Origin of the sequence: Klebsiella sp. JN_Kp121, from assembly GCF_040062145.1 — a bacterium.
In the GTDB taxonomy this organism is placed as follows: Bacteria; Pseudomonadota; Gammaproteobacteria; order Enterobacterales; family Enterobacteriaceae; genus Klebsiella; species Klebsiella aerogenes.
The window spans coordinates 74,150-97,255 of sequence record NZ_JBEAHX010000036.1; the positions used below are offsets into that span (position 1 = coordinate 74,150).

Here is a 23,106-nt window from a genome sequence, read left to right on the forward strand (position 1 = left end):
GGTATATTCTGCATTTTGTTTACATTCGTGCGGACGGGAGCAAGCCAACATGAGCCATAAAGCGATGATTACCATTCACTACTGTTCCCAATGCAACTGGATGCTGCGCGCCAGCTGGATGGCCCAGGAGCTGCTGCATACCTTTAGTACCGATATCGCTTCGGTCACGCTGGTGCCCGGTACCGGCGGCATTTTTACGGTGAGCGTCGATGAGGCGCTCATCTGGGAGCGCAAACGGGACGGCGGTTTCCCGGACGCTGCCGAGCTGAAACGGCGGGTGAGGGACGTCTGCTTCCCGGAAAAAGCGCTGGGGCACGTGGATAATGCCGGGAAGCAGGTCTAAAACGGCTGGTTGCGATTAACGTCCTAGTTCAACGTTGACCAGTACGCTTTGTCGGCGAGTGCGAATAATAGCGACTGCCTCTTCCAGTACCCCGGGGAGATCTTCCGCCAGCGAAACCGTCAGCGCAGCCGCGCGGCTGGAGGCGGCGAGCGCGGCGAAATCTGGCGACGACGAGAACGCGGTGGCCGGGATCGCGTCCATTTTAGCGGCATAGCCGTCGGGATAGAGCGCCCGGGTGCCGCCCGCCACCGCTCCCCAGCCGCCATTGTTGCCGACCACCACCAGCACGGGAAGCTTCATCACTTCCGCGATGTGATGACACACCGCCGGATTGGCAAAGAGATAGGAGCCGTCGCCAACGGCGGCGATGATAAGCTCACCCCGCCGGGCGAGCTGCAGCCCTAAGGCGATGGGCAACGCTTCACCCAGACCGCCCGCCAGCGCTTCCTGATAATAACTGTCCGCCTGAGTCAGGCCGGCAAACTGCGGCATTGTTGTCAGTTCAGAGACGATCTTCCCCTGATGTTGATTGGCAAGCTGACCCAGACAGTAGCTCAGCCAGGGTTTGCCAATCGCCCCTTTTTGGTTGGCGTGGAGGAGGGCTTCACGTTGGTTCTTCGCGTGTTGAATCAGGTTAAGCACATGTTTTTCACGTTCAGCCACCTGCCGTTGCTTCGCCGCCACAAGCGGCTGGAGCGCCTCTTGTAAAAGTTCGAATACCTCGTCGGTTTCTCCGGCCAGGTTAATATCGGCGCGATAACCGCGGACGGGGTAGCGGGAAAAAAGCGGATCGGGGCCGATCTGGATCACCTTACAGCTGTCGTTGCAGCGGCTTTCTTCGATGATCCACGGGGCCTGTGAGTCGATAACGATGATGACGTCGGCGGCGGAAAGCCAGCCTTCAGGATCGCTGCCGGCCAGCATAGGATTGTCGCTGCCGAGGGTGACTTCAGTGCCCCAGTATTCCACCACCGGGATGGCCCACTCCTTAACCAGGGTATTGAGCCGCGCAAATCCACCAGACGTTCTTGCGCCGCGCTGGGCGAAGATGACCGGCTGTCTGGCATTGGCTATCGCATCGGCGGCGCTGGCAATATCCGCCCGCGTTGGCGCGTAGCGGACCGGCTGCTGGGTGGGGGAGGCATGAAGCGCTTGTTCATCGATCGTGAACGTTTCGCATAGCGGCTCGCGCGGCAGGCTCAAATACACCGGCCCCTTTGGCAATGAACGGGCTATCGCCCATGCCCTGTCAACATGCTCGCCGATCTGATCGGCAATGCGTAATTCAAAGTCCCATTTCACCGACTCGCGAATGAGCGCCGCCTGATCGCGCATCTCCTGGCCGTAGCCAATCGGCGTGTTGCGACAACCAAAGTGTGAATGCTCGCTAATCGGCGTGCGTCCGCCAAAAATCAGTACCGGAATATTGCTGTTGGCCAGATTGATGACGCCGCAGGCGGCATTGGCCAGGCCTACGTTAGTGTGAACCATGACGGCCTGCACTTTCCCGCTCCCGAGATAATAGCCATGGGCCATGCCAATAGCGGCGTTCTCGTGGGGACATATCACCAGCTCCGGTACCTGTTGTCCCGTGGCGCGCATTTTGGCCCACGCTTCAATAACCGGGGGATAATCGGTACCCGAATTAATAAAAATATAGGCCACGTCGAGGGCCTGAAGCCGGTGCAGTAATAATTCAGCGGCCGATACAGTGATAGAAGTCATATTCTCTCCGGATTAACGCGATGTTATCGCCGTGATTAAAAGGTCAGGAAAATAAATGCGCCCATCGTAATGATGGAAGTAATAATACTTAGCGCCATGGTCGAGGCCATTTCTTGTTCGCCGGACTTATATTGCATAGCAATAATAATGGCGATCGAGCCCACAGGAATCGCCATCGTTAATACCACTTGTTTTATTTGCTCCATGCTGAAACCCATTTTTAACAAAATGAGGTAGCAGGCGCCGGGCACCAGAATATTACGGGCGATGACGGTGATAATGGTGGCGGAGGTGATGACAATGCTGCGAGTATAGAGCACGATGCCTGCGGCAAACAGCGCCAGTCCGCCGGAGGCCTTACCCAGCAGACCTAGCGACATTGATACGGTTTCTGGAATATGAATATCCATTAATACTAATATCAGCGCGACAACCGGCGACCATACCACCGGCTGCTTGATGGCGTTGATGACCCGCGTGGCAAAAGAGATATTCTGGCTTTTATCCCCCGTTGCAACGGACATCAGAATCATCACTAGCGGGAGCTGGAAGACATTTTGCGTAATACTGGAAACAGTAATGAGTGAGGCGCTGACGGTGCCAAATAAAAAAGCCAGTACCGAGGTGCCAATGAAGGGAACGGCCGGCGAGCCGATGGCCAGAGCCTGTAGGGTACTGAGCGCCAGGGAGCGTTTACAGATATAACGGGCGATAGCTAAGGGAATAAGGAAACTCAGAATTAGCGCCAGGATAATGGCGATAGCGACCGGCCCCATGCTCATCACGATATGCCGCGGCGTCATGACCATATTACTGAAAATACTCAGCGGTAAAGCATACAGCATCACAATTTTATTAATATCACCAGCCTGCTGCCAGTTGAAGTCTTTGCGTTTACCGCTGATATAGCCAATGAGAACGGTAATGATAACGGGTAAAATAGCGCCGAGGATTAATAGAATGTTGTTCTGTGTCATAGTGATTTATTCTCATTATAAATTATCGTTAGGGTCAGGGTGTTGATCTATAAATATTGAGAGTGTTTCCCACGGAAATGCGCCGCTGTTGCACTATTCTTTTTTTTCGTTGCTTACTGCATTCTTGACACAAAAAGAAGCGTCAGGGAAATGTAAAAATAATTCGTTCAATGAGTAATTGTCATGGCTATGAAAATTAAACAGATACAAGCCTTTCTGACCGTCGCCAGCGAAGGAAATTTAACCCTGGCTGCGGAGAAAATGGGGATTACGCAATCCGGGCTCAGCCGACTATTGCTGACCCTGGAGGAGGATCTGAATGCCACCTTATTTGAACGACATAAGCATGGAATGGCGTTAAGCGAGTATGGCAGCGCGTTTTTACCCTATGCCATGACAATGTTGAACACGGAGAATAAAGCCAGAGAGGAGATGGCGCTGATCCGCGGGGCGGGCAAGGGGATTTTGAGAATCGGCTGCGTATCCAGTCTGTTAACCAGCCATTTTATTGATAAATTAGCCGCCTTTCATAAACGCCATCCCCGGATACACATCAAAATATTCGACCGCATTGACTCAGAGTTGTTTAAGTTGCTGCTGATGCATGAAATTGATATCGCCCTCTGCGGGCCTTTACCGCACGACGATAAAATCGTAGTTCGTGGAAAAATTAACTGGCAGGATCGTATTTGTATCATTTCAAGGCCAGGCCATCCGCTACAAAAAGAAAAACGTCTGTCGCTTGCGGCGATGCTCGACTATCCGTGGATCATGCCGCCGCCATTAAGCACGCCGATGCTTATCCTTGAAGATATTTTTCGCTCGCATCAGTTACCCTGTCCGGTTCCTATTATCGAGTGCGCTTCATCCGCGGCGATAAAATCCTTTATCGCTGAGAGCGATCTTTTAACGTCAATGCCTGCCCCCGTCTATCGACTGGAAGAGAAGCTTGGATTGTTGCGCCCGCTGGAGGCGGAGGGCAGCGTGTTTGTCCGAGATTTCTATGCCTGGAGCCATTTTGGCGTGTTATCCGGAGCCGCGCTGCAGTTAATCCAGCATCTGAAGCAGTGAGATGCCCTGACAGATACAAAGGTGTATAATCAATGCATCTTATTGGCTTGAGGCTGTGACATGGGCAAACGCATCGATCGCGAAAAGAAGACTATCGGCAATATGATCAGGCTTTATCAGCGCCGCTGCCCGGATGCGCGCAACGACGGCGAACATTACCTGGCGCTTAACGCTTACGCCGACAAGCGGCTGGATAAGTGCGTATTTGGCGAAGAGAAGCCGGCCTGTAAACAGTGTCCGGTACACTGCTATCAGCCGGCGAAGCGAGAAGAGATGAAGCGGATCATGCGCTGGGCCGGGCCGCGGATGCTCTGGCGGCATCCGATTCTGACCATTCGTCACCTGATTGACGACAGGCGGCCGGTGCCGGAGCTGCCGGAAAAATACCGGCCGAAAAAATAGCGGCCTTTCCACGGTTTGCGCTGCGCTTCGTCGGCACCGGGATCGCGGTTGAAGGATCGTAGATACTGCTATCGGTTTGCAACTTTTTCGCTTGAGAAAAACGTTTATCGAGTGTCGCTTCAGAGGATATTGCGCTCCCGTTTGATTTTTATGCAATATGTTTTCCGTGGCGCAGGGAGCGCACAAAGGGCGGCCAGTCGCCGCCGCCCTCTGTACTCCCGGGCTCTGGCCGCCAAAATCGCCACTTCGTGGTACCTTCGACTTATCCCGGAAGGCTTCGGGTCGGGCCGAGGCAGCGTCCGTGCAAGTCACGGCCCTCAGCCCGCATCCATGCGGGCTGCCCCGGCCTTCCGGGAACGTCTCAGCGATTTTGAGGCCACCAACACCGGCAGTTTCAGCCAGCATGGTGAATAAATTAAAGGCAGGCCGCACAGTCCGTAGATGCTGTTATCGGCTTGCAATTTTTTTAAGGGTTTTTCCCGGACGCGGCGCGTTGCGCCTTCTCCGGGCTACCAAATCGCAAAGCGCTGTAGCCCCGGTAAGCGGTAGCGCCACCGGGGGTTTTGAGATCGCCAGCACCGGCTGTTTCGGTCAGCGTGGTGAATAAATTAAAGGCAGGCCGCACGGACTGTAGGTCGGATAAGCGTAGCGCCATCCGACAATTCTCCCTGCTCGCGCTGGCGTTAACCGCCACCGGGGAGCGTTGCTGACGCCCTCTGTTTCTGACCGTCACGGACCGTACTGGCGACAAAGGCCAGCACGAACAGCGCGGTAAATAGCACCACGATGGTTGGCGCCGGGGCGCTATCGAGATAAAACGACAGCCAGACGCCCGCCAGCGAACAGCCCACGGCGATTACCGTTGCCAGCAATAATGCGCTGACAAAGCGCCGCGTCAGCAGCAGGGCGATAGCGCCGGGCGCTATCAGCAGCGAAATCGACAGAATAATCCCCACCGACTTTAACGTCGCGACGATAGTCAGCGCGATCATGCACAGCAGACCATAATGCAGCAGCCCGCAGCGCAGGCCGCTGGCTTTGGCCTGATTGGGATCAAAGGCGTGCAGTAAAAAATCGCGCCACTTTAGCCCGATAATCAGCGCAATCGCCAGCGCAATCACCGCCGTTTGCCCGATATCGCTGGCGGATATTCCCAGCATATCGCCAAACAGAATATGGTCGAGATGGACCTCGGATTGAATCGCCACGTACAGCACCAGCCCGGCGCCGAACATCCCCGAGAAGACGATCCCCATGATTGTATCGCGCTTGATGCGGCTGTTATCGTCGAGAAAACCGGTGGCGACGGCGCAGAATAAGCCGGCAATAAACGCGCCGATGGCGAAGGGGATGCCGATAATGTAGGCCACCACCACGCCGGGAAACACCGCGTGGCTCATGGCATCGCCCATCAGCGCCCAGCCTTTTAATACCAGAAATACCGACAGCAGCGCACAGGGGACGGCGACGATCGTCGCCACCAGCATCGCGTTGACCATAAACGGGAACTGTAATGGTTCAAGCAGCATCGTTAGCATGAGGCCTCCCTGGCGCGGCGGCGGTTGGCCAGCAGGCCGTGCTTCGGCGCGAAGACAAAGGTAGCTAAGAACAGCAGCGTCTGCGCCACCACGATGATGCCGCCGGTGGCGCCATCAAGGTAGTAGCTCAGCCATGCGCCGAAGAAGCTGGTCAGGCTGCCGATAGCGACGGCAATGGCCAGCAGACGCGGGAAGCGGTCGGTTAACAGCCAGGCGGTGGCGCCGGGCGTCACGACCAGACAGATGACCAGAAACGCGCCTACGGTTTGCAGCGCCGCCACGGTGCAGGCGGCCAGCAGGGTGAAAAACAGCAGCTTCAGGCCGCTGGTGTTAAGGCCAATCGAGCGGGCATGGTTCTCATCGAAGAAGGTGACCATCAGGTCTTTCCACTTCAGCAACAGGATCGCCATCGAAATAAAGCCAATTGCCGCCAGCTGGATAATATCCTCCGGAGCGATGGCGAGAATATTGCCGAGAATAATAGTTTGAATGTTCACCGAGGTCGGATTCAGCGACACCATAAACAGACCGATGCCGAAAAACGAGGAGAAAATCAGCCCGATGATGGCGTCCTCTTTAAGCCGCGAACGCTGGTTAAGAAACAGCATGCTGCCTGCCGCCAGGCCGCCGGAGAGAAACGCGCCGAGCGCAAAGGGCAGGCCGAGCATATAAGCGCCGGCGACGCCGGGAACGATCGAGTGGGAGAGGGCGTCGCCAATCAGCGACCAGCCTTTGAGCATCAGGTAGCAGGAGAGAAAGGCGCAGACGCCGCCGACTAATGCCGAGACCCACATCGCGTTGAGCATGTATTGATAGCCAAACGGCTCCAGCAGCCAGCTCATCGTTGGCCCCCCGCCGCGCGATGGCTGATAAACGGCCGCTCATCGTCGGTGATAATACGCTCTTCCGCGCCGGTGAGCGTGACATGACGCAACACGCCGCTGAAGGCCAGCTCCAGGTTCTCGGCGGTGAAGGTGGTCTCCGTCGGGCCGCTGGCCAGCACGGTGCCTTTCACCATCACCGTGTAATCGCAAAATTCGCTGACTGAACCGAGGTTATGGGTAGAAACCAACATGGTACAGCCTTCGTCGCGCAGTTCTCGCAGCAGGGCAATGATCCGCGCCTCGGTCTGCACATCGACGCCGGTAAACGGCTCATCGAGCAGGATCACTTTGCCTTCCTGAGCAATGGCGCGGGCGAGGAACACGCGCTTTTTCTGCCCGCCGGAGAGCTCGCCAATTTGCCTTTTGCGGTATTCGCTCATCCCTACGCGGGCCAGCGCGGCATCGACAATCTGCCGGTCGCGGGGCTTCGCCCGCCGCAGCCAGCCCATATGACCGTAGCGGCCCATCATTACTACATCTTCTACCAGCACCGGAAAAGACCAGTCCACCTCTTCCGATTGCGGTACGTAGGCAACAAGATTTTGCCGAAGCGCGCGGTTGACCGGCTGGCCGAGAATGGCGATATCGCCGTGGCCGACGCGCACGAAGCCCATCAGCGCTTTGAATAACGTGGATTTACCGGATCCGTTGACCCCCACCAGCGCGGCAATCGATCCGCGCGGTACGCTGAACGAGGCATCGAGCAGGGCGGTGTGGCCGTTGCGATAGGTCACCGTGACCTGGTCGACGATAAGTCCCGCTTGCGGCGCAATCATGACTGTTTCCTCAGGCCATCGTTGATCCCTTTGACGATGGTTTCGGTGGTGACGCGCAGCAGGTCAAGATAGGTCGGCACCGGGCCGTCGGCGGCGCTTAGCGAGTCAACATACAGTACGCCGCCATAGTGGGCGCCGGCTTCACGGGCGACCTGTCGCGCCGGTTTGTCGGAGATGGTGCTTTCACTGAAGATGGTCGGGATATGCTCCTTCTTCATGGTGTCGATGGTTTTACGCACCTGCTGCGGCGTGCCCTGCTGGTCGGCGTTAATCGGCCACAGATAACGCTCCTGCAGGCCGTTATCGCGCGCCAGATAGGAGAATGCGCCTTCGCTGGTGACCAGCCAGCGTTTGTCCGCCGGCAGTTTCGCCAGTTCGGCCTTCAGCGGCGCCATGGTCTGGCGGATCTTCTCTTTGTAGGCCTCGGCGTTACGGCGATAGGTGTCGGCATTGACGGGATCGTATTTCACCAGCGCATCGCGAATGTTATCGACGTAGATCAGCGCATTATCCGCCGACATCCACGCGTGCGGATTTGGTTTGCCGTTGTAGGGGCCATCGCTGATACCCATTGGCTGAATACCGTTGCTGACCACCACTTCCGGTACGCCGTTCAGGTGCTGATAAAAACGGGCGAACCACAGTTCGAGGTTGAGACCGTTGGCGAGAATAAGCTTCGCCCCCTGCGCGCGTTTGATATCGCCCGGCGTCGGCTGATATTCGTGAATTTCCGCGCCAGGCTTGGTGATTGAGCTGACATCGGCGGCGTCGCCGGCGACGTTCTGCGCCATATCGGCGATCACGGTGAAGGTGGTAATGACTTTAAATTTTTCTTGCGCCTGAGCGGGGGCGATGGCAAGCACCGCTAATGCGGCGGAGAACAACAGGCACTTGAACGGCGGCAGATGCGTCATAGGATCCCTCACGGTATTGCGATTAATTAATCATCGTTTATAGCCTTTGCTATGTTATATAGCACAAGCTATTTATAAATGAAAATAATTCTTATTTAGATGTTGGCGTAATGATTAGGCTGAGAAGGGATTGGGGAGGAGGGGGAATCCGGATTCGGTCCGGTAATTGATGGGGCGCCGCGTTATTTTGTCGGATGGCGCTACGCTTATCCGACCTACGGTTCATGTGCGATTTGGTAGCCCCGGTAAGCGTAAGTGCCACCGGGGAGAGCGCAAGCTGTTGTGCCGTTATTTTGTCGGATGGCGCTACGCTTATCCGACCTACGGTCCCGCGCGATTTGGTAGCCCGGAGAAGGCGCAATGCGCCGCCTCCGGGAGAATCCTTAAGCCATTAGAGACATATCGCCGGGCTAGACTAACCGATCCTTATTAATGCCTAAACGCTTCATGCGCGACAGCAGCGTCGTGCGCTTGAGCCCCAGGCGCTGGGCGGCGCCTTTTGGCCCGGCCACCACGCCGTTGCTCTCTTTCAGTACCCGGACGATCAGCTGATATTCATCTTCGCCTTCCTCCGGCAGCACTTCCGGCGCCAGCGTCTCCTGTTCAATATGCATTTCCGGCAGCGACAGTTGCAGTACGTTGCCGCGGGTCAACAACACCGCGCGCTCGACGACGTTTTCCAGCTCGCGCACGTTGCCCGGCCACTCCATGCGCGAAAGCGTGCGCAGGGTCTCCGCGGGAATACTGTCGATGTTGCGCCCCAGACGGCGGGCGATTTTGAAAGTGAATGCTTTCACCAGCAGTGGAATATCGTCCGGGCGTTCGCGCAGCGGCGGCAGGTGGATCGGGAACACATTGAGCCGATAGTAAAGATCGCTGCGGAATTCACGATCGATAACCATCTGTTTGAGATCGCGGTTGGTGGCGGCGATCAGCCGTACATCGGTCTGAATCAGTTTATTGCTGCCCAGACGTTCGAATTCCTGCTCCTGGAGAACGCGCAGCAGCTTCGGCTGCAGTTCCAGCGGCATATCGCCGACCTCATCGAGGAACAGCGAGCTTTTGTCCGCTAGTTCGAAACGGCCGATGCGCTGGGCGCTGGCGCCGGTAAAAGCGCCGCGCTCGTGGCCGAACAGATCGCTTTCCAGCAGGCCCGCGGGCATCGCCGCGCAGTTCATTTTCACCATCCGTCGGCCGTTGCGCCCGCTCAGGTTATGAATAGCGCGGGCAATCAGTTCCTTACCGGTGCCGGTTTCACCGAGGATCAGCACCGTACTGTCGCTCTGCGCCACCATCTCCACCTGTTTAAGCACGCTGTGCATCGCTTCGCTGCGACCGATGATTTCGCCGAACTCGCTTTCGACGTTGTTGAGCTGTTCGGTGAGCGCCAGGTTTTCATCCACCAGCCGTTCTTTCAGACGCTGGATCTCGCGGTAGGCGAGGGCGTTATCGATAGCTATCGATACGCGCTCGGCGATTTGCCGCAGCAGTTTAAGGTTGGTGGTGGTAAATACTTGCTCATCGCACTGCGCCAGCTTAAGTACCCCGAGCAGCGTATTGCCGGACATGAGCGGCAACAGGCACAGGGTCTGGATCTGGTTATCCCACATCTCGAAGAGCATTTTCTCATACGGCGCCAGCGAGTCGTGCTCATGCAGATTGAGTAACAGCATCTCTTTGCTCTTAAACACCCGCTCGGTTAGCGTGCCGGCTTCATCGACTTCGCTTTGGTCGTGGACCGGATGGCTGGCGTCGAGATAGTGGGTAGAGTAGATGTTAAGCTTGCCTTTGCGGTTGCTGCGCAGCACCACGCTGATGGCGTCGATGCGGAAATAGCGGTGGATCTCTTTCGCCACCTCGCTGACCAGCTCGTCAATATCGAGGCGCGACAGGACGGCGTTGGTGATGGCCACCAGGATGCGGAAGTTATCGCGCTCGTGGCACAGCAGGTCGTAATCGACGTTGTTGCTGACCCGGCTTTGGATCTGCTCGGTCACGACGGCGACAATCTGCGCGAAAGTATGCAGGCGCTGGTACTCTTTTTCGCTCCATGGCCGGTTGTCGTCGCGGATGAACTCACAACCGCCGAAGATGCGGCCTTCCGCCGCCAGCGGCAGCAGGCAGTAGTAGCCGAATTCCGGGTAAATGCCGCTGGCGGCCAGCTGCGGCCAGGTTTCGGCGAAGGTCGCGTTGTCGCAATGTAGCGCGTCGGGGCGCGACAGCAGGCGGCGTACCGGGCCGTGCGCCAGTACGGTTTCATCTTCGTAGCTTGCCGGCTGCCCGGCGTCGTCGCAGGCGTACCTGGCGGCGCGATGGTTGCCGTGGTTCCACAAGATAATCGCCGCCCGGTCGGCAAGCGCGGATTGCTGCACCAGACGGGTTAGCGTTTCACTCAGCGCGGCCAGATCGGGCTGCTGTAATAAAATACGGGTGATATCAAACAGACCCTGCTGCCCGAGATCGCCCATTGGTGTATACGACATTGCTTAAGTCCAAAAAGCGCCGCAGCGCGGCGCAGAATAAAGAGATGAATCAAATAATAGTCTGTTAATAAAACAATTGTTGCCGCCGTTGAGGTCGCCCTGATATGGCGACTGCCACCTTCCAGGCCCGTTCAGTGGTTAGCAAATTCTTGGCAGCGGCTCGGCGTGGGGAAGATCGAGTGTACGTTTAACGCCATATAACCCGACAGAGCGCACGCCGGCGCGCTCGACAACGTCACCAATTATCGCGGCATTCTGCCCGAGCGGGTGAGACCGTAAATGCTCAAGTACGCGCGGCGCGGCTTCTCTGGCGACGGCAATCACCAGTTTACCTTCGTTGGCGAAATTCAGGGCGTCGAGCCCCAGCAGTTCGCAGACGCCGCGCACCGTATCGTTGACCGGCAGCTTCGCTTCATGCAGTTCGATACCGCAGCCGCTGGCGGCGGCGAACTCGTGCGCCACCGCGTTGACGCCGCCGCGGGTGGCGTCGCGTAGCGCTTTGATGCCCGGAATCTCGCGCAGGGTCTGGATAAGCGGCGTCAGTACTGCGCAGTCGCTGGATAACGCGCCGTCCAGCCCCAGCTGTTCGCGCAGGTTAAGAATGGTGGCGCCGTGATCGCCGAGCGTGCCGCTGACCAGCAGCACATCGCCGGCGCTAATCTGCTGCGCTCCCCAGTGAATATCGCCGGGGATGGCGCCAATACCGGCGGTATTGATGAATAATTTATCCGCTGCGCCGCGCGGCACCACTTTGGTATCGCCGGTCACAATGGCAATCCCGGCTTGCTGAGCGGTAGTTGCCATGCTGCGCACCACCGCTTCCAGCGTCGCCATCTCCAGCCCCTCTTCGAGGATAAACCCGCAGGAGAGATAGCGCGGCAGGGCGCCGCTGACCGCCACGTCGTTGGCGGTGCCGCAGACCGCCAGCTTGCCGATATCGCCGCCGGGGAAAAACAGTGGGTCAATAACATAGCTGTCCGTTGAGAAGGCCAGCCGATCGCCCTGGACGGCAAGCCCGGCGAGATCTAAACGCGCCTGATCTTCCTGTTCGGCCAGCCAGGGGTTGGCGAAGGCCTGCATAAACAGCTCGCCAATGAGTTGCTGCATCGCCTGACCGCCGCTACCGTGAGCTAACTGAATGCTTTTCATGCTTTATTTTCCTGACTGCGATATTGATACCAGGCGGCGCAGGCGCCCTCTGAGGAGACCATCAGCGCGCCAAAGGCGCTCTGCGGGTTGCAGACGCGGCCAAACAGCGGACACTGGTGTGGTTTACAACGCCCGGTCAGCACTTCACCGCAGCGGGCGCGCGGGTCGTCGCAAACCCGCTGCGGCGCCGGGCGGAAATGGGCCTCGGCGTCAAAGCGTTGATAATCTGGCGTCAGGCAAACACCGGAATCGTTGATCGTCCCCAGGCCGCGCCATTCGCTATCGCCGCTCAGGCAAAAGACCTCGGCGATTGCCTCCTGCGCCAGCGCGTTACCGGCATCCGGCACCACGCGACGGTACTGATTCTCTACCTGACTGCGCTGCGCTATTTTCTGCTCAACCAGCATGATCACGCCTTGCAGTAGATCAACTGGTTCAAATCCAGCAACGACTAATGGCCGATGATAGTCGCTGGCGATGAAACCGTAGGCGTCGGTGCCAATCACCATACTGACGTGGCCGGGGGCGAGAAACGCATCGATACCGTTGTCCGGCTGGTCCAGCAGGCTGCGTAGCGTCGGCAGCAAGGTGATGTGCTGACAGAAAAAGTAGAAGTTGTCGACGTTGCGCTCGCGAGCCTGACGCAGCGTCAGCGCGGTAGCGGGCATGGTGGTTTCGAAACCGAGACCAAAAAAAACTACCTCGCGCTGCGGATTCTGCTGCGCCAGCCGCAGGGCGTCCATCGGCGAGTAAACGATTCGCACATCGGCGCCGCGACTCTTTGCCTGCAGCAGCGACCCGTTTTTTCCCGGCACGCGCATCGCATCGCCAAAGGTGCAGAAAATCACCCCCGGACGGCTGGCTATCTCGATACACGCGTCAATGCGGCCCATCGGCAGGACGCACACCGGGCAGCCGGGGCCGTGAATAAATTCAATATTGTTCGGTAATAGCTGGTCGAGGCCGAATTTGAAGATGGCGTGGGTATGGCCGCCGCAGACCTCCATCATCCGCAGCGGGCGGGCTTCACTGTAGTCCAGCAGCCGGGCGCGCTGCTGCAGATGTTCGACCAGCTGCAGCACCTGCTCCGGCGCGCGGTATTCATCAACAAAACGCATTATCGCTCCTCGCCGTATAGCAGCGCGCCGACGTCCGGTTCCACCTCGAACATGTTTTGCAGCGCCTCGAGGGTATCGCGCGCTTCGGCTTCGTTAATCACGCTCATGGCGAACCCGACGTGTACCAGCACCCACTGGCCGATGCGCGGCTGGCCCTGTTCATCGACGGCGCCGACCAGGGTCAGATCGACTTCGCGCTGAATGCCGCACACTTCAACCTTCGCCATCACCCCGTCAATCGTGCGAATTTGCCCCGGAATGCCTATGCACATCGCTGCGTCTCCAGCCAGTTAAGCCACTGGTCCATGCCTTCGCCGCTGGTGGCGGAGAGCAAAATAATCTCGATATGCGGATTCACTTCCCGCGCGCAGGCGAGGCACTTCTCGACGTCAAAGTTGAGGTACGGCAGCAGGTCGACTTTGTTGAGCAGCATCAGGCTGGCGGCGGCAAACATATGCGGATACTTCAGCGGTTTATCTTCTCCTTCGGTGACCGACAGCACCGCCACTTTATGGCGTTCGCCAAGATCGAAGCTGGCCGGGCAGACCAGGTTACCGACGTTTTCGATAAACAGAATGCCGTTATCGCCAGCCGGCAGGCGCGCAGAGGCGTCGGCAATCATTTGCGCATCGAGATGGCAGCCCTTGCCGGTATTGACCTGAATCGCCGGCGTGCCGGTGGCGCGGATGCGCGCGGCATCGTTGACCGTCTGCTGATCGCCTTCAATGACCGCGCAGTCGACGATGCCTTTCAGGCGGGTCAGGGTTTCGGTGAGCAGGGTGGTTTTACCGGAGCCGGGACTGGAGACCAGATTTAGCACCAGTTGGTTATTCGCCGCGAAGCGCGCGCGGTTGCGCGCCGCCAGGCGGTTGTTTTTATCCAGCACGTCGATTTCGACTTCCAGCATCCGCCGCTGGCTCTGGCCCGGCGCGTGGGTACCGGCTTCGCCGTGGCCGTAATGCAGATCGCCTTGCGCGCTGCGGGTCGGGGAGAAGTTATCGGTTTTCACGCCGGTGATGGTCATGGTCTGGCGCGGGGCGGGGGCGAAGGGGGCGCTGCGAAACGCCGAGTGCGGGTTATGTTCATCGCCTTCGATATAAAGGTTGCCTTCTCCGCAGCCGCATGTCGTACACATAATCTTTTACTCCAATTCTAAACGCTGAATCTGTAAGCCATCATCCGCCACGATCTGCAACTGGTCGTTATCGCAGTGCGGGCAGCGGCGGACGTGCTGAGAGACAAGATGCACATACTGCTGACAGCGTTCACACCAGCATTCGGCCTGTTGCTCGGCAATGTGCAGCGCGCAGCCTTCCGCCAGCGTGCCGCGGCACACCAGTTCAAAACAGAAGGTGAGGGCGCTGGCCTCCACGCAGGAAAACGCGCCAACCTTCAACCACACACCGGTGACCCGGCGCGCGCCGTTTTGCCGCGCCTGTTGCTCAATGATTTCCAGCGCCCGCTGGCTTAGCGTGATTTCGTGCATGTTGGCCTCCGTTAATACTATGGCGGCTATATGCAATAACGATGCCAGGAGACCATAAACGGTGGGGGAACTGTCGATGACGACGACGTGCGGCTGTCATCGACATGTCGTGATGGCGCGTGAATTTTTAATAATTCCTTTAAATTCAGATAAATAAATTTTGGCATGGAAAATGCTTAACCGGTGCATCTCATGTAACGGGAGGATCCGGGATGACAATTTGGGAATTAAGTGAAAAGGCGGACTACATCGCCGATCGTCACCGCCAGCATCAGGAGCAGTGGCACACCTACTGCAACTCGCTGGTTCAGGGCATCACCCTGTCGAAAGCGCGTCTGCATCACGCGATGAGCTGCGCGCCGGACAAAGAGCTGTGCTTCGTGCTGTTCGGCCACTTTCAGGTATATGTCGCGCTGGCGGAAGGCTTTAACAGCCACACCATTGAATATTACGTAGAAAGCAAAAATGGCGATGACAAACGGCTGATCGCCCAGGCGACGCTGGATGCGGAAGGCGTAATTGACGGTCGCATCAGTAACCGTTCCCGCGAAGCGGTGCTGGAACACTACCTGGCGATCATCGCCACCGTCTATGACCGCCTGTATGAGGCCATGGAACGTGACCAGCCGGTGGATTTAAACCATCTGGCGCAGGTCCATTAATTATGAAGTGTCGACAAGTGTCGAAACCGACACCTGCGCGGCCTGATTTCGTCAAAAGTGACTTTCACCCGAGGATGACCCGGTGAACCGTTTTGTAATTGCTGATTCCAGCGTCTGTATCGGCTGCCGCACCTGCGAAGCCGCCTGTTCCGAGACGCACCGCCAGTATGGCCTGCAAAGTATGCCGCGCCTGCAGGTCATGCGTAATGAAAAAGAGTCTGCGCCGCAGATGTGCCACCACTGCGAAGACGCGCCTTGCGCCGCGGTGTGCCCGGTCAACGCCATTACTCGCGTTGACGGCGCGGTACAGCTGAATGAAAGCCTGTGCGTGAGCTGCAAACTGTGCGGCATCGCCTGCCCGTTCGGCGCGATTGAATTCTCCGGCAGCCGCCCGTTGGATATTCCCGCCAACGCTAACACGCCGATGGCGCCCGCCGCGCCGCCGGCTCCGGCCCGCGTCAGCTCGCTGCTCGATTGGGTGCCTGGCGTTCGCGCTATCGCCGTGAAATGCGACCTCTGCCACTTTGATGAGCAGGGCCCGGCGTGCGTGCGGACCTGTCCGACCAAAGCCTTAGTGCTGGTGGATATTCGCGACATTGCTAAGTCCAGCAAGCGTAAGCGCGAACTGACCTTTAATACCGACCTCGGCGATTTGTCGCTGTTTCAGGCGCAACAAGGGGGCGTGAAATGAGCGTGGTTGCATTAGTGAATCAGGCGGTTGCCTGGTATGCCGCCAGCGCGGTGCTGGCGTTTTTATTTAGTTTGCGTAAACCGCTGAGCGGCGCGATTGCCGGGATCGGCGGCGCGGTCGCCAGCGCGATGTTAATCGTCGCCGGCTTCTCGGCGCTGATCGCGCCGGAGCGGATCAACGGCGGCATGCTGCAGTATCTGCATCTGGCGATGCGGGTGGGCGGGATTAACGCTCTGTGGCTGTTGGCTATCGGCCTGTCGGCGCTGCCGATTTCGCTGTTTAACATTTCCTGGCATCGTCATCCGCAGGTCAAATCCAACGGCCTGCTGGTTAACCTGCTGCTGGCTGCCGCCACCTGCGCGGTGGTGGTGACTAACTTCGGCAGCCTGGTGGTGATGGCGGAAATCATGGCGCTGTGCGCCGCGTTCCTTACCGGCTGCGCGCAGTCCGGCAAACTGTGGTTTGCGCTGGGGCGTCTCGGTACCCTGCTGCTGGCGTGGACCTGCTGGCTGGTGTGGTCGTTCTACGGCACTCTCGATCTGGCGGCGATTAGCCAGTTGGCCGCTGGCGCGCCGCAGAACATGGCGCTGTGGCTGCCGGGTCTGCTCGGTTTTGCCCTGCTCGCCGGGGTGATCCCGCTGCACGGCTGGGCGCCGCAGGCGCATGCGGGCGCCAGCGCCCCGGCCGCCGCGCTGTTTTCTACAGTGGTGATGAAGGTCGGTCTGTACGGCATCCTGACCGTGTCGCTGGCCGGTAGCGTGCCACCGCTGTGGTGGGGCGTGCTGCTGCTGGTGTTGGGAATGATTACCGCCTTTATCGGCGGGCTGTACGCGCTGATGGAACATAATATCCAGCGCCTGCTGGCTTACCACACCCTGGAAAACATCGGCATTATTCTGCTTGGCCTCGGCGCGTTCGTCACCGGTATTGCTACCGGCAATAATGCGCTGATGGTGCTGGGCTTTATCGGCGGCATGTACCACCTGATCAACCACAGCCTGTTCAAAACCACGCTGTTCCTTGGCGCGGGGGCGGTGTGGTTCCGTACCGGTCATCGCGATATCGAGAAGCTGGGCGGCATCGGTAAAAAAATGCCGCTGATTTCACTCGCCATGCTGGTGGGGCTGATGGCGATGGCCGCGCTGCCGCCGCTGAACGGCTTTGCCGGCGAATGGGTTATCTATCAATCCTTCTTCAAGCTGAGCACCGGCGAGGTGTTTATCGGCCGTCTGCTGGGGCCGCTGCTGGCGGTTGGCCTGGCGATTACCGGGGCGCTGGCGGTGATGTGTATGGCCAAAGTCTACGGCGTCACCTTCCTCGGCGCGCCGCGCAGTAAAGAGGCGGAAAACGCCACCTGCGCGCCCTGGCTGATGACCTTAAGCGTGGTGCTGGCCGCCGCGTGCTGCGTCATCGGCGGCGTGGCGGCGCCATGGTTGTTGCCGCTGGTCGGCCACGTTATTCCGGTTCCTGCGCAGGCTACAAGCGTCGTGTCGCAGCCGCTGATCGCCATTCTGCTGATTGCCTGTCCGCTGCTGCCGTTCCTGCTGATGATCTTCTTCAAAGGCGACCGCCTGCCGGCGCGCTCGCGCGGCGCGGCGTGGGTCTGCGGCTACGACCATGAACAAGCGATGGTGGTCACCGCCCACGGCTTCGCCATGCCGGTGAAAGAAGCCTTTGCGCCGCTGCTGAAGCTGCGTCACTGGTTGAATCCGGTACGGCTGGTGCCCGGCTGGCAGAATGCCGCCGCGCCCGCCTTGCTGCGCGGCGTGGCGCTGATCGAACTGGCGGTACTGGTGGTGATTGTGATTTCGCGAGGAGCCTGAGAGTGAACCTATTCGTTGCATTAATACAGGCGCTGGTACTGTTTGCCGTCGCGCCGCTGCTGTCCGGCCTGACCCGCGTTGCCCGCGCGCGCCTGCATAACCGCCGCGGGCCGGGGGTACTGCAGGAGTATCGGGATATCCTGAAACTGCTGGGTCGCCAGAGCGTGGGCCCGGACGCTTCCGGCTGGGTATTCCGCCTGACGCCGTTTGTGATGGTTGGCGTGATGCTGACCATCGCCGCCGCGCTGCCGGTGGTGACCGTAGATTCACCGCTGCCGGGGCTGGGCGACCTGATTACGCTTATCTATCTGTTCGCCATCGCCCGCTTCTTCTTCGCCATTTCCGGCCTGGATACCGGCAGTCCGTTCACCGCCATCGGCAGCAGTCGTGAAGCGATGCTCGGCGTGCTGGTCGAACCGATCCTGCTGCTTGGGCTGTGGGTCGCGGCGCAGGTTGCCGGCTCCACCCATATTAGCGCGATTACCGATACCGTTTACCACTGGCCCGCCGAGCGCAGCATCCCGCTGATCCTGGCGCTGTGCGCCTGCGCTTTCGCCACCTTTATCGAAATGGGCAAGCTGCCGTTCGATTTAGCCGAGGCCGAACAGGAACTGCAGGAAGGGCCGCTTTCCGAGTACAGCGGCAGCGGTTTCGCGGTGCTGAAGTGGGGCATCAGCCTGAAACAGCTGGTGGTGCTGCAGATGTTCGTCGGCGTATTTATCCCGTGGGGACAGATGACCAGTTTTAGCGCGCCAGGCCTGCTGCTGGCGCTGGTGGTCGCCATCGTCAAGCTGGTGGCGGGAGTGCTGATTATCGCGCTGTTCGAAAACAGCATGGCGCGTCTGCGCTTTTGTGCCACCTCCCGCGTTACCTGGGCCGGGTTTGGTTTCGCCTTTTTAGCTTTCGTCTCCTTGCTGGTGGCGTGATTAAGAGAATTTGAGCATGTCTGAAGAAAAAATCGGTCAACACTATCTTGCGGCGCTGCACCAGGCCTTTCCTGGCGTGGTGCTGGATGAAGCCTGGCAGACCAAAGATCAGCTTACCGTCACCGTGAAGGTTAACTACCTGCCGGAAGTGGTCGAGTTCCTGTACTACAAGCAGGGGGGCTGGCTGTCGGTACTGTTCGGCAACGACGAACGTAAGTTGAACGGCCACTACGCGGTTTACTACGTGCTGTCGATGGAGCAGGGCACTAAGTGCTGGATCACCGTGCGCGTGGAAGTCGACGCTAATAAACCGGAATATCCGTCGGTGACCCCGCGCGTGCCGGCGGCGGTATGGGGTGAACGCGAAGTACGCGATATGTACGGTCTGGTGCCGGTGGGCTTGCCGGACGAGCGCCGCCTGGTGCTGCCGGATGACTGGCCGGATGAACTCTATCCGCTGCGTAAAGACAGCATGGACTACCGCCAGCGCCCGGCGCCGACCACCGACGCGGAGACCTACGAGTTCATTAACGAGCTCGGCAGTAAGAAAAACAACGTGGTGCCGATTGGCCCGCTGCACGTCACCTCCGATGAGCCTGGACACTTCCGTCTGTTTGTCGACGGCGAGAACATTATCGACGCCGATTACCGCCTGTTCTATGTCCATCGCGGCATGGAAAAGCTGGCGGAAACCCGCATGGGCTACAACGAAGTAACGTTCCTGTCGGACCGGGTATGCGGCATCTGCGGCTTCGCCCACAGTACCGCCTATACCACCTCGGTGGAAAACGCGATGGGCATCGTGGTGCCGGAGCGCGCGCAGATGATCCGCGCCATTCTGCTGGAAGTGGAACGCCTGCACTCGCACCTGCTGAACCTTGGCCTGGCCTGCCACTTCACCGGTTTTGACTCCGGTTTTATGCAGTTCTTCCGCGTGCGCGAAACCTCAATGAAGATGGCGGAGATCCTCACCGGCGCGCGTAAAACCTACGGTATGAACCTGATCGGCGGGATTCGCCGCGATCTGCTGAAAGAGGACATGATCCAGACCCGCCAGCTGGCGCAGCAGATGCGCCGCGATGTGCAGGAGCTGGTGGATATGTTGCTCAGCACGCCGAACATGGAACAGCGCACCGTCGGTATTGGCCGTCTGGATCCAGAAATCGCCCGCGACTTCAGTAACGTCGGCCCGATGGTCCGCGCCAGCGGCCACGCCCGCGATACTCGCGCCGATCACCCGTTCGTTGGTTACGGTCTGCTGCCGATGGAAGTTCACAGCGAGCAGGGCTGCGACGTGATTTCCCGCCTCAAGGTGCGTATCAACGAAGTTTATACCGCGCTGAATATGATTGATTTCGGTCTCGACAATCTGCCCGGCGGCCCGCTGATGGTGGATGGCTTCACCTATATTCCGCACCGCTTCGCGCTGGGCTTCTCGGAAGCGCCGCGCGGCGACGATATCCACTGGAGCATGACCGGCGACAACCAAAAACTGTACCGCTGGCGCTGCCGTGCGGCGACCTACGCCAACTGGCCGACCCTGCGCTATATGCTGCGCGGCAACACCGTCTCCGACGCGCCGCTGATTATTGGCAGCCTCGACCCTTGCTACTCCTGTACCGACCGTATGACGGTGGTCGATGTACGTAAGAAGAAAAGCAAAGTGGTGCCGTACAAAGAGCTGGAGCGCTACAGCATCGAGCGTAAAAACTCGCCGCTGAAATAAGGAATCGCCATGTTTACCTTTATCAAAAAAGTCATCAAGACCGGCACCGCGACCCACTCCTATCCGCTGGAGCCGATGCCGGTGGATAAAAACTTCCGCGGCAAACCGGAGCACAATCCGCAGCAGTGCATCGGCTGCGCGGCCTGCGTGAATGCCTGTCCGTCTAACGCCCTGACGGTAGAGACCGATCTGGCGACTAACCAGTTGGCGTGGCAGTTCAACCTCGGGCGCTGTATTTTCTGCGGCCGCTGTGAAGAGGTCTGCCCGACGGCGGCGATTAAGCTGTCGCAGGAGTATGAACTGGCGGTGTGGAAAAAAGAGGATTTCCTCCAGCAATCGCGCTTTGCCATTTGCCACTGTCGGGTCTGCGCGCGGCCTTTCGCGGTACAAAAAGAGATCGACTACGCCATTGCGCTGCTTAAGCACAACGGCGATACCCGCGCCGAATTGCACCGCGAAAGTTTTGAGACCTGCCCGGAATGCAAACGCCAGAAATGCCTGGTGCCATCCGATCGTATTGAACTGACTCGCCACATGAGGGAGGCCAGCTGATGAGCAATTTATTAGGCCCGCGCGATGAAAACGGCATTCCGTTGCCGATGACGGTGGATGAATCCATCGCCAGCATGAAGGCCTCGCTGCTGAAAAAAATCAAACGTTCCGCCTACGTTTACCGTGTCGACTGCGGCGGCTGTAACGGCTGCGAAATCGAGATTTTCGCCACCCTTTCGCCGCTTTTCGATGCCGAACGCTTCGGGATTAAAGTGGTGCCGTCGCCGCGCCATGCCGATATTCTGCTGTTTACCGGCGCGGTGACCCGTGCGATGCGTTCGCCGGCGTTGCGCGCCTGGCAATCGGCGCCGGATCCGAAAATCTGCATCTCTTACGGCGCCTGCGGCAACAGCGGCGGTATCTTCCACGATCTGTATTGCGTATGGGGCGGCACCGACAAAATCGTGCCGGTCGATGTCTATATTCCGGGCTGTCCGCCGACGCCTGCCGCCACGCTGTACGGTTTTGCGATGGCGCTTGGTCTGCTGGAGCAAAAAATCCATGCCCGCCAGCCGGGCGAGCTTGACGACCAGCCAACCGAATTGCTGCATCCCAACATGGTGCAGCCGCTGCGGGTGCGTATCGATCGCGAAGCGCGCCGTCTGGCCGGCTATCGCTATGGCCGCCAGATCGCCGACGACTATATGCGTCTACTAGGGCAGGGCGATAACCAGGTACTGCGCTGGCTGGAAGCGGAGAAAGATCCGCGTCTGACCGAGATCGTCACGCACCTGAATCAGGTGGTCGAGGGGGCGCGTATCCGATGAGCGAGACGGTGGTGTTCAGTCAGCTGAGCCGTAAATTTATTGATGAGAACGACGCGACGCCGGATCAGGCGCAGCAGGTGGTCTATTACAGCCTGGCGATTGGCCACCACCTCGGCGTCATTGACTGCCTGGAGGCGGCGTTAAGCTGCCCGTGGGAGGACTATCTGGCGTGGATCGGTACGCTGGAAGCGGGCAGCGCCGCGCGGCGCAAAATGGAGGGCGTGCCGAAGTATGGCGAGATCGTTATCGACAGCAATCACGTGGCGATGCTGGCTAACGCCTTTGATAAAGCGCAGTCCGCGCAGACCCCGCAGCAGCAGGCGTGGAGTAAAACCCTGCTCAGCATGCTGCACGATATTCACCAGGAAAGCGCCATCTATCTGATGGTGAGGAGACTACGTGACTGACGTTTTACTGTGTGTCGGCAACAGCATGATGGGCGATGACGGCGCAGGCCCGCTGCTGGCGGAAATGTGCGCGGCCAATCCGATCGGCGGCTGGGTGGTGATTGACGGCGGTAGCGCGCCGGAAAACGATATCGTCGCCATCCGCGAGCTGCGCCCGACCCGGTTGCTGATCGTCGACGCGACCGATATGGGGCTCAACCCCGGCGAAATCCGCATTGTCGACCCGGACGATATCGCCGACATGTTTATGATGACCACTCACAATATGCCGCTTAACTATCTTATCGATCAGTTAAAAGAGGATGTTGGCGAGGTGATTTTTGTGGGCATTCAGCCCGATATAGTCGGTTTCTATTACCCGATGACTCAGCCTGTGAAAGACGCCGTCGCGACGGTATACGCGCGGCTTGATGGCTGGCAGGAGCAGGGCGGTTTTGCCGCGCTGGAAGCGGCCGAGGAGCAGGCGTTCCCCGGCTTGTGCTAATGCTTCGCCGGGCTATAAATGGTACGGACCGTTGATATTGTTATCGTTTTGCAACCGTTTGGGTCCGGGAAAAACACGTGTTTTGTGTTAATTCAGAGCACATTGCGCTCCCGATATTTTTTCTGCGTTATGGCTCTCATGGCGCAGGGAGCGCACAGGGGGCGGCCAGTCGCCGCCGCCCCCTGTACCCCCGGGCTTTGGC

The 23,106-nt window shown here is 58.6% G+C and carries 24 protein-coding genes; 12 read left to right on the forward strand and 12 right to left on the reverse strand.

Annotation, left to right across the window (positions count from 1 at the left end; genetic code table 11):
* Positions 1-49 precede the first annotated feature (49 nt).
* Positions 50-343, forward strand: a complete 294-nt coding sequence (locus ABLU86_RS23465; protein WP_015370009.1) for a SelT/SelW/SelH family protein — start codon at positions 50-52, stop codon at positions 341-343.
* A gap of 15 nt (positions 344-358) precedes the next feature.
* On the opposite strand, the gene ABLU86_RS23470 is transcribed toward ABLU86_RS23465, so the two are convergent.
* Both ABLU86_RS23470 and ABLU86_RS23475 read right to left on the reverse strand, forming a co-directional pair.
* Complete coding sequence (locus tag ABLU86_RS23470) at positions 359-2,068, reverse strand: thiamine pyrophosphate-requiring protein (RefSeq protein WP_058676376.1); 1,710 nt, start codon at positions 2,066-2,068, stop codon at positions 359-361.
* 35 nt (positions 2,069-2,103) lie between these two features.
* Positions 2,104-3,045, reverse strand: a complete 942-nt coding sequence (locus ABLU86_RS23475) for an AEC family transporter (protein ID WP_015370011.1) — start codon at positions 3,043-3,045, stop codon at positions 2,104-2,106.
* Positions 3,046-3,228: 183 nt separating this feature from the next.
* Between ABLU86_RS23475 and ABLU86_RS23480 the strand changes: the two genes are divergently transcribed.
* A complete protein-coding gene (locus ABLU86_RS23480) occupies positions 3,229-4,116 on the forward strand; it encodes a LysR family transcriptional regulator (protein ID WP_020078089.1) in 888 nt (295 codons plus the stop codon).
* A gap of 60 nt (positions 4,117-4,176) precedes the next feature.
* On the forward strand, positions 4,177-4,518 hold the full coding sequence (locus tag ABLU86_RS23485; protein ID WP_015370013.1) for a nitrous oxide-stimulated promoter family protein: 342 nt from the start codon (positions 4,177-4,179) through the stop codon (positions 4,516-4,518).
* Positions 4,519-5,201: 683 nt separating this feature from the next.
* On the opposite strand, the gene ABLU86_RS23490 is transcribed toward ABLU86_RS23485, so the two are convergent.
* The 10 genes from ABLU86_RS23490 to hypA form a co-directional block, all read right to left on the reverse strand.
* A complete protein-coding gene (locus ABLU86_RS23490; RefSeq protein WP_020078092.1) occupies positions 5,202-6,056 on the reverse strand; it encodes a metal ABC transporter permease in 855 nt (284 codons plus the stop codon).
* A complete protein-coding gene (sitC, locus tag ABLU86_RS23495; protein ID WP_015370015.1) occupies positions 6,050-6,898 on the reverse strand; it encodes an iron/manganese ABC transporter permease subunit SitC in 849 nt (282 codons plus the stop codon). The genes ABLU86_RS23490 and sitC overlap by 7 nt, the downstream gene beginning before the upstream one ends.
* Positions 6,895-7,716, reverse strand: a complete 822-nt coding sequence (locus ABLU86_RS23500) for a manganese/iron ABC transporter ATP-binding protein (protein ID WP_045361366.1) — start codon at positions 7,714-7,716, stop codon at positions 6,895-6,897. Before ABLU86_RS23500 ends, sitC begins: the two co-directional genes overlap by 4 nt.
* Positions 7,713-8,630, reverse strand: coding sequence for a metal ABC transporter substrate-binding protein (locus ABLU86_RS23505; protein WP_047039465.1), 918 nt, complete (start codon positions 8,628-8,630; stop codon positions 7,713-7,715). Before ABLU86_RS23505 ends, ABLU86_RS23500 begins: the two co-directional genes overlap by 4 nt.
* Before the next feature lie 410 nt (positions 8,631-9,040).
* Positions 9,041-11,113 carry a formate hydrogenlyase transcriptional activator FlhA gene (gene flhA, locus ABLU86_RS23510; RefSeq protein ID WP_020078095.1) on the reverse strand — a complete coding sequence of 691 codons (2,073 nt, stop codon included), beginning with the start codon at positions 11,111-11,113 and terminating at the stop codon, positions 9,041-9,043.
* A 138-nt stretch (positions 11,114-11,251) separates the two neighbouring features.
* A complete protein-coding gene (gene hypE / locus ABLU86_RS23515) occupies positions 11,252-12,262 on the reverse strand; it encodes a hydrogenase expression/formation protein HypE (protein ID WP_348796358.1) in 1,011 nt (336 codons plus the stop codon).
* On the reverse strand, positions 12,259-13,380 hold the full coding sequence (gene hypD / locus ABLU86_RS23520) for a hydrogenase formation protein HypD (RefSeq protein WP_348796357.1): 1,122 nt from the start codon (positions 13,378-13,380) through the stop codon (positions 12,259-12,261). The genes hypE and hypD overlap by 4 nt, the downstream gene beginning before the upstream one ends.
* On the reverse strand, positions 13,380-13,652 hold the full coding sequence (locus ABLU86_RS23525) for a HypC/HybG/HupF family hydrogenase formation chaperone (RefSeq protein WP_015703264.1): 273 nt from the start codon (positions 13,650-13,652) through the stop codon (positions 13,380-13,382). The genes hypD and ABLU86_RS23525 overlap by 1 nt, the downstream gene beginning before the upstream one ends.
* A complete protein-coding gene (gene hypB / locus ABLU86_RS23530; protein WP_015370022.1) occupies positions 13,643-14,515 on the reverse strand; it encodes a hydrogenase nickel incorporation protein HypB in 873 nt (290 codons plus the stop codon). Before hypB ends, ABLU86_RS23525 begins: the two co-directional genes overlap by 10 nt.
* Positions 14,516-14,521: 6 nt before the next feature.
* Positions 14,522-14,866, reverse strand: coding sequence for a hydrogenase maturation nickel metallochaperone HypA (gene hypA, locus ABLU86_RS23535; protein ID WP_015370023.1), 345 nt, complete (start codon positions 14,864-14,866; stop codon positions 14,522-14,524).
* 212 nt (positions 14,867-15,078) lie between these two features.
* On the opposite strand from hypA, the gene hycA reads away from it, so the two are divergent.
* From hycA to hycI, 9 genes are all read left to right on the forward strand, one after another.
* Positions 15,079-15,528: a formate hydrogenlyase regulator HycA gene (gene hycA / locus ABLU86_RS23540; RefSeq protein ID WP_015703262.1), complete on the forward strand. Its 450-nt coding sequence runs from the start codon at positions 15,079-15,081 to the stop codon at positions 15,526-15,528.
* 82 nt (positions 15,529-15,610) lie between these two features.
* Complete coding sequence (locus ABLU86_RS23545) at positions 15,611-16,219, forward strand: 4Fe-4S dicluster domain-containing protein (RefSeq protein ID WP_015370025.1); 609 nt, start codon at positions 15,611-15,613, stop codon at positions 16,217-16,219.
* A complete protein-coding gene (gene hycC / locus ABLU86_RS23550) occupies positions 16,216-18,042 on the forward strand; it encodes a formate hydrogenlyase subunit 3 (protein WP_015370026.1) in 1,827 nt (608 codons plus the stop codon). The genes ABLU86_RS23545 and hycC overlap by 4 nt, the downstream gene beginning before the upstream one ends.
* Before the next feature lie 2 nt (positions 18,043-18,044).
* The gene (locus ABLU86_RS23555) at positions 18,045-18,968 is read left to right on the forward strand and encodes a respiratory chain complex I subunit 1 family protein (protein ID WP_042895019.1); all 924 of its coding nucleotides are present in this window, start codon (positions 18,045-18,047) and stop codon (positions 18,966-18,968) included.
* Between the two features lie 16 nt (positions 18,969-18,984).
* Positions 18,985-20,694, forward strand: a complete 1,710-nt coding sequence (hycE, locus tag ABLU86_RS23560; RefSeq protein ID WP_015370028.1) for a formate hydrogenlyase subunit HycE — start codon at positions 18,985-18,987, stop codon at positions 20,692-20,694.
* A gap of 9 nt (positions 20,695-20,703) precedes the next feature.
* Entirely contained in the window at positions 20,704-21,246 is a 543-nt protein-coding gene (locus ABLU86_RS23565) for a formate hydrogenlyase complex iron-sulfur subunit (protein WP_032715695.1), read from the forward strand.
* Positions 21,246-22,013 (forward strand): NADH-quinone oxidoreductase subunit B family protein, encoded by a 768-nt coding sequence (locus ABLU86_RS23570; protein WP_015370030.1) that lies wholly within the window; start codon positions 21,246-21,248, stop codon positions 22,011-22,013. The genes ABLU86_RS23565 and ABLU86_RS23570 overlap by 1 nt, the downstream gene beginning before the upstream one ends.
* Positions 22,010-22,420, forward strand: coding sequence for a formate hydrogenlyase maturation HycH family protein (locus ABLU86_RS23575; protein ID WP_015370031.1), 411 nt, complete (start codon positions 22,010-22,012; stop codon positions 22,418-22,420). The genes ABLU86_RS23570 and ABLU86_RS23575 overlap by 4 nt, the downstream gene beginning before the upstream one ends.
* Positions 22,413-22,904 (forward strand): hydrogenase maturation peptidase HycI, encoded by a 492-nt coding sequence (gene hycI, locus ABLU86_RS23580; protein ID WP_020078101.1) that lies wholly within the window; start codon positions 22,413-22,415, stop codon positions 22,902-22,904. Before ABLU86_RS23575 ends, hycI begins: the two co-directional genes overlap by 8 nt.
* Positions 22,905-23,106: the final 202 nt, after the last annotated feature.

Coding starts and splice junctions, on each gene's coding strand:
- ABLU86_RS23475 (WP_015370011.1), bottom strand. CDS start 3,045: ATGACACAGAACAACATTCTATTAATCCTCGGCGCTATTTTACCCGTT.
- ABLU86_RS23575 (WP_015370031.1), top strand. CDS start 22,010: ATGAGCGAGACGGTGGTGTTCAGTCAGCTGAGCCGTAAATTTATTGAT.
- hypA (WP_015370023.1), bottom strand. CDS start 14,866: ATGCACGAAATCACGCTAAGCCAGCGGGCGCTGGAAATCATTGAGCAA.
- hycE (WP_015370028.1), top strand. CDS start 18,985: ATGTCTGAAGAAAAAATCGGTCAACACTATCTTGCGGCGCTGCACCAG.
- ABLU86_RS23570 (WP_015370030.1), top strand. CDS start 21,246: ATGAGCAATTTATTAGGCCCGCGCGATGAAAACGGCATTCCGTTGCCG.
- flhA (WP_020078095.1), bottom strand. CDS start 11,113: ATGTCGTATACACCAATGGGCGATCTCGGGCAGCAGGGTCTGTTTGAT.
- hypE (WP_348796358.1), bottom strand. CDS start 12,262: ATGAAAAGCATTCAGTTAGCTCACGGTAGCGGCGGTCAGGCGATGCAG.
- ABLU86_RS23465 (WP_015370009.1), top strand. CDS start 50: ATGAGCCATAAAGCGATGATTACCATTCACTACTGTTCCCAATGCAAC.
- ABLU86_RS23505 (WP_047039465.1), bottom strand. CDS start 8,630: ATGACGCATCTGCCGCCGTTCAAGTGCCTGTTGTTCTCCGCCGCATTA.
- hypB (WP_015370022.1), bottom strand. CDS start 14,515: ATGTGTACGACATGCGGCTGCGGAGAAGGCAACCTTTATATCGAAGGC.
- ABLU86_RS23490 (WP_020078092.1), bottom strand. CDS start 6,056: ATGCTAACGATGCTGCTTGAACCATTACAGTTCCCGTTTATGGTCAAC.
- hycC (WP_015370026.1), top strand. CDS start 16,216: ATGAGCGTGGTTGCATTAGTGAATCAGGCGGTTGCCTGGTATGCCGCC.
- hypD (WP_348796357.1), bottom strand. CDS start 13,380: ATGCGTTTTGTTGATGAATACCGCGCGCCGGAGCAGGTGCTGCAGCTG.
- ABLU86_RS23525 (WP_015703264.1), bottom strand. CDS start 13,652: ATGTGCATAGGCATTCCGGGGCAAATTCGCACGATTGACGGGGTGATG.
- ABLU86_RS23500 (WP_045361366.1), bottom strand. CDS start 7,716: ATGATTGCGCCGCAAGCGGGACTTATCGTCGACCAGGTCACGGTGACC.
- ABLU86_RS23480 (WP_020078089.1), top strand. CDS start 3,229: ATGGCTATGAAAATTAAACAGATACAAGCCTTTCTGACCGTCGCCAGC.
- ABLU86_RS23470 (WP_058676376.1), bottom strand. CDS start 2,068: ATGACTTCTATCACTGTATCGGCCGCTGAATTATTACTGCACCGGCTT.
- ABLU86_RS23565 (WP_032715695.1), top strand. CDS start 20,704: ATGTTTACCTTTATCAAAAAAGTCATCAAGACCGGCACCGCGACCCAC.
- hycA (WP_015703262.1), top strand. CDS start 15,079: ATGACAATTTGGGAATTAAGTGAAAAGGCGGACTACATCGCCGATCGT.
- ABLU86_RS23485 (WP_015370013.1), top strand. CDS start 4,177: ATGGGCAAACGCATCGATCGCGAAAAGAAGACTATCGGCAATATGATC.
- sitC (WP_015370015.1), bottom strand. CDS start 6,898: ATGAGCTGGCTGCTGGAGCCGTTTGGCTATCAATACATGCTCAACGCG.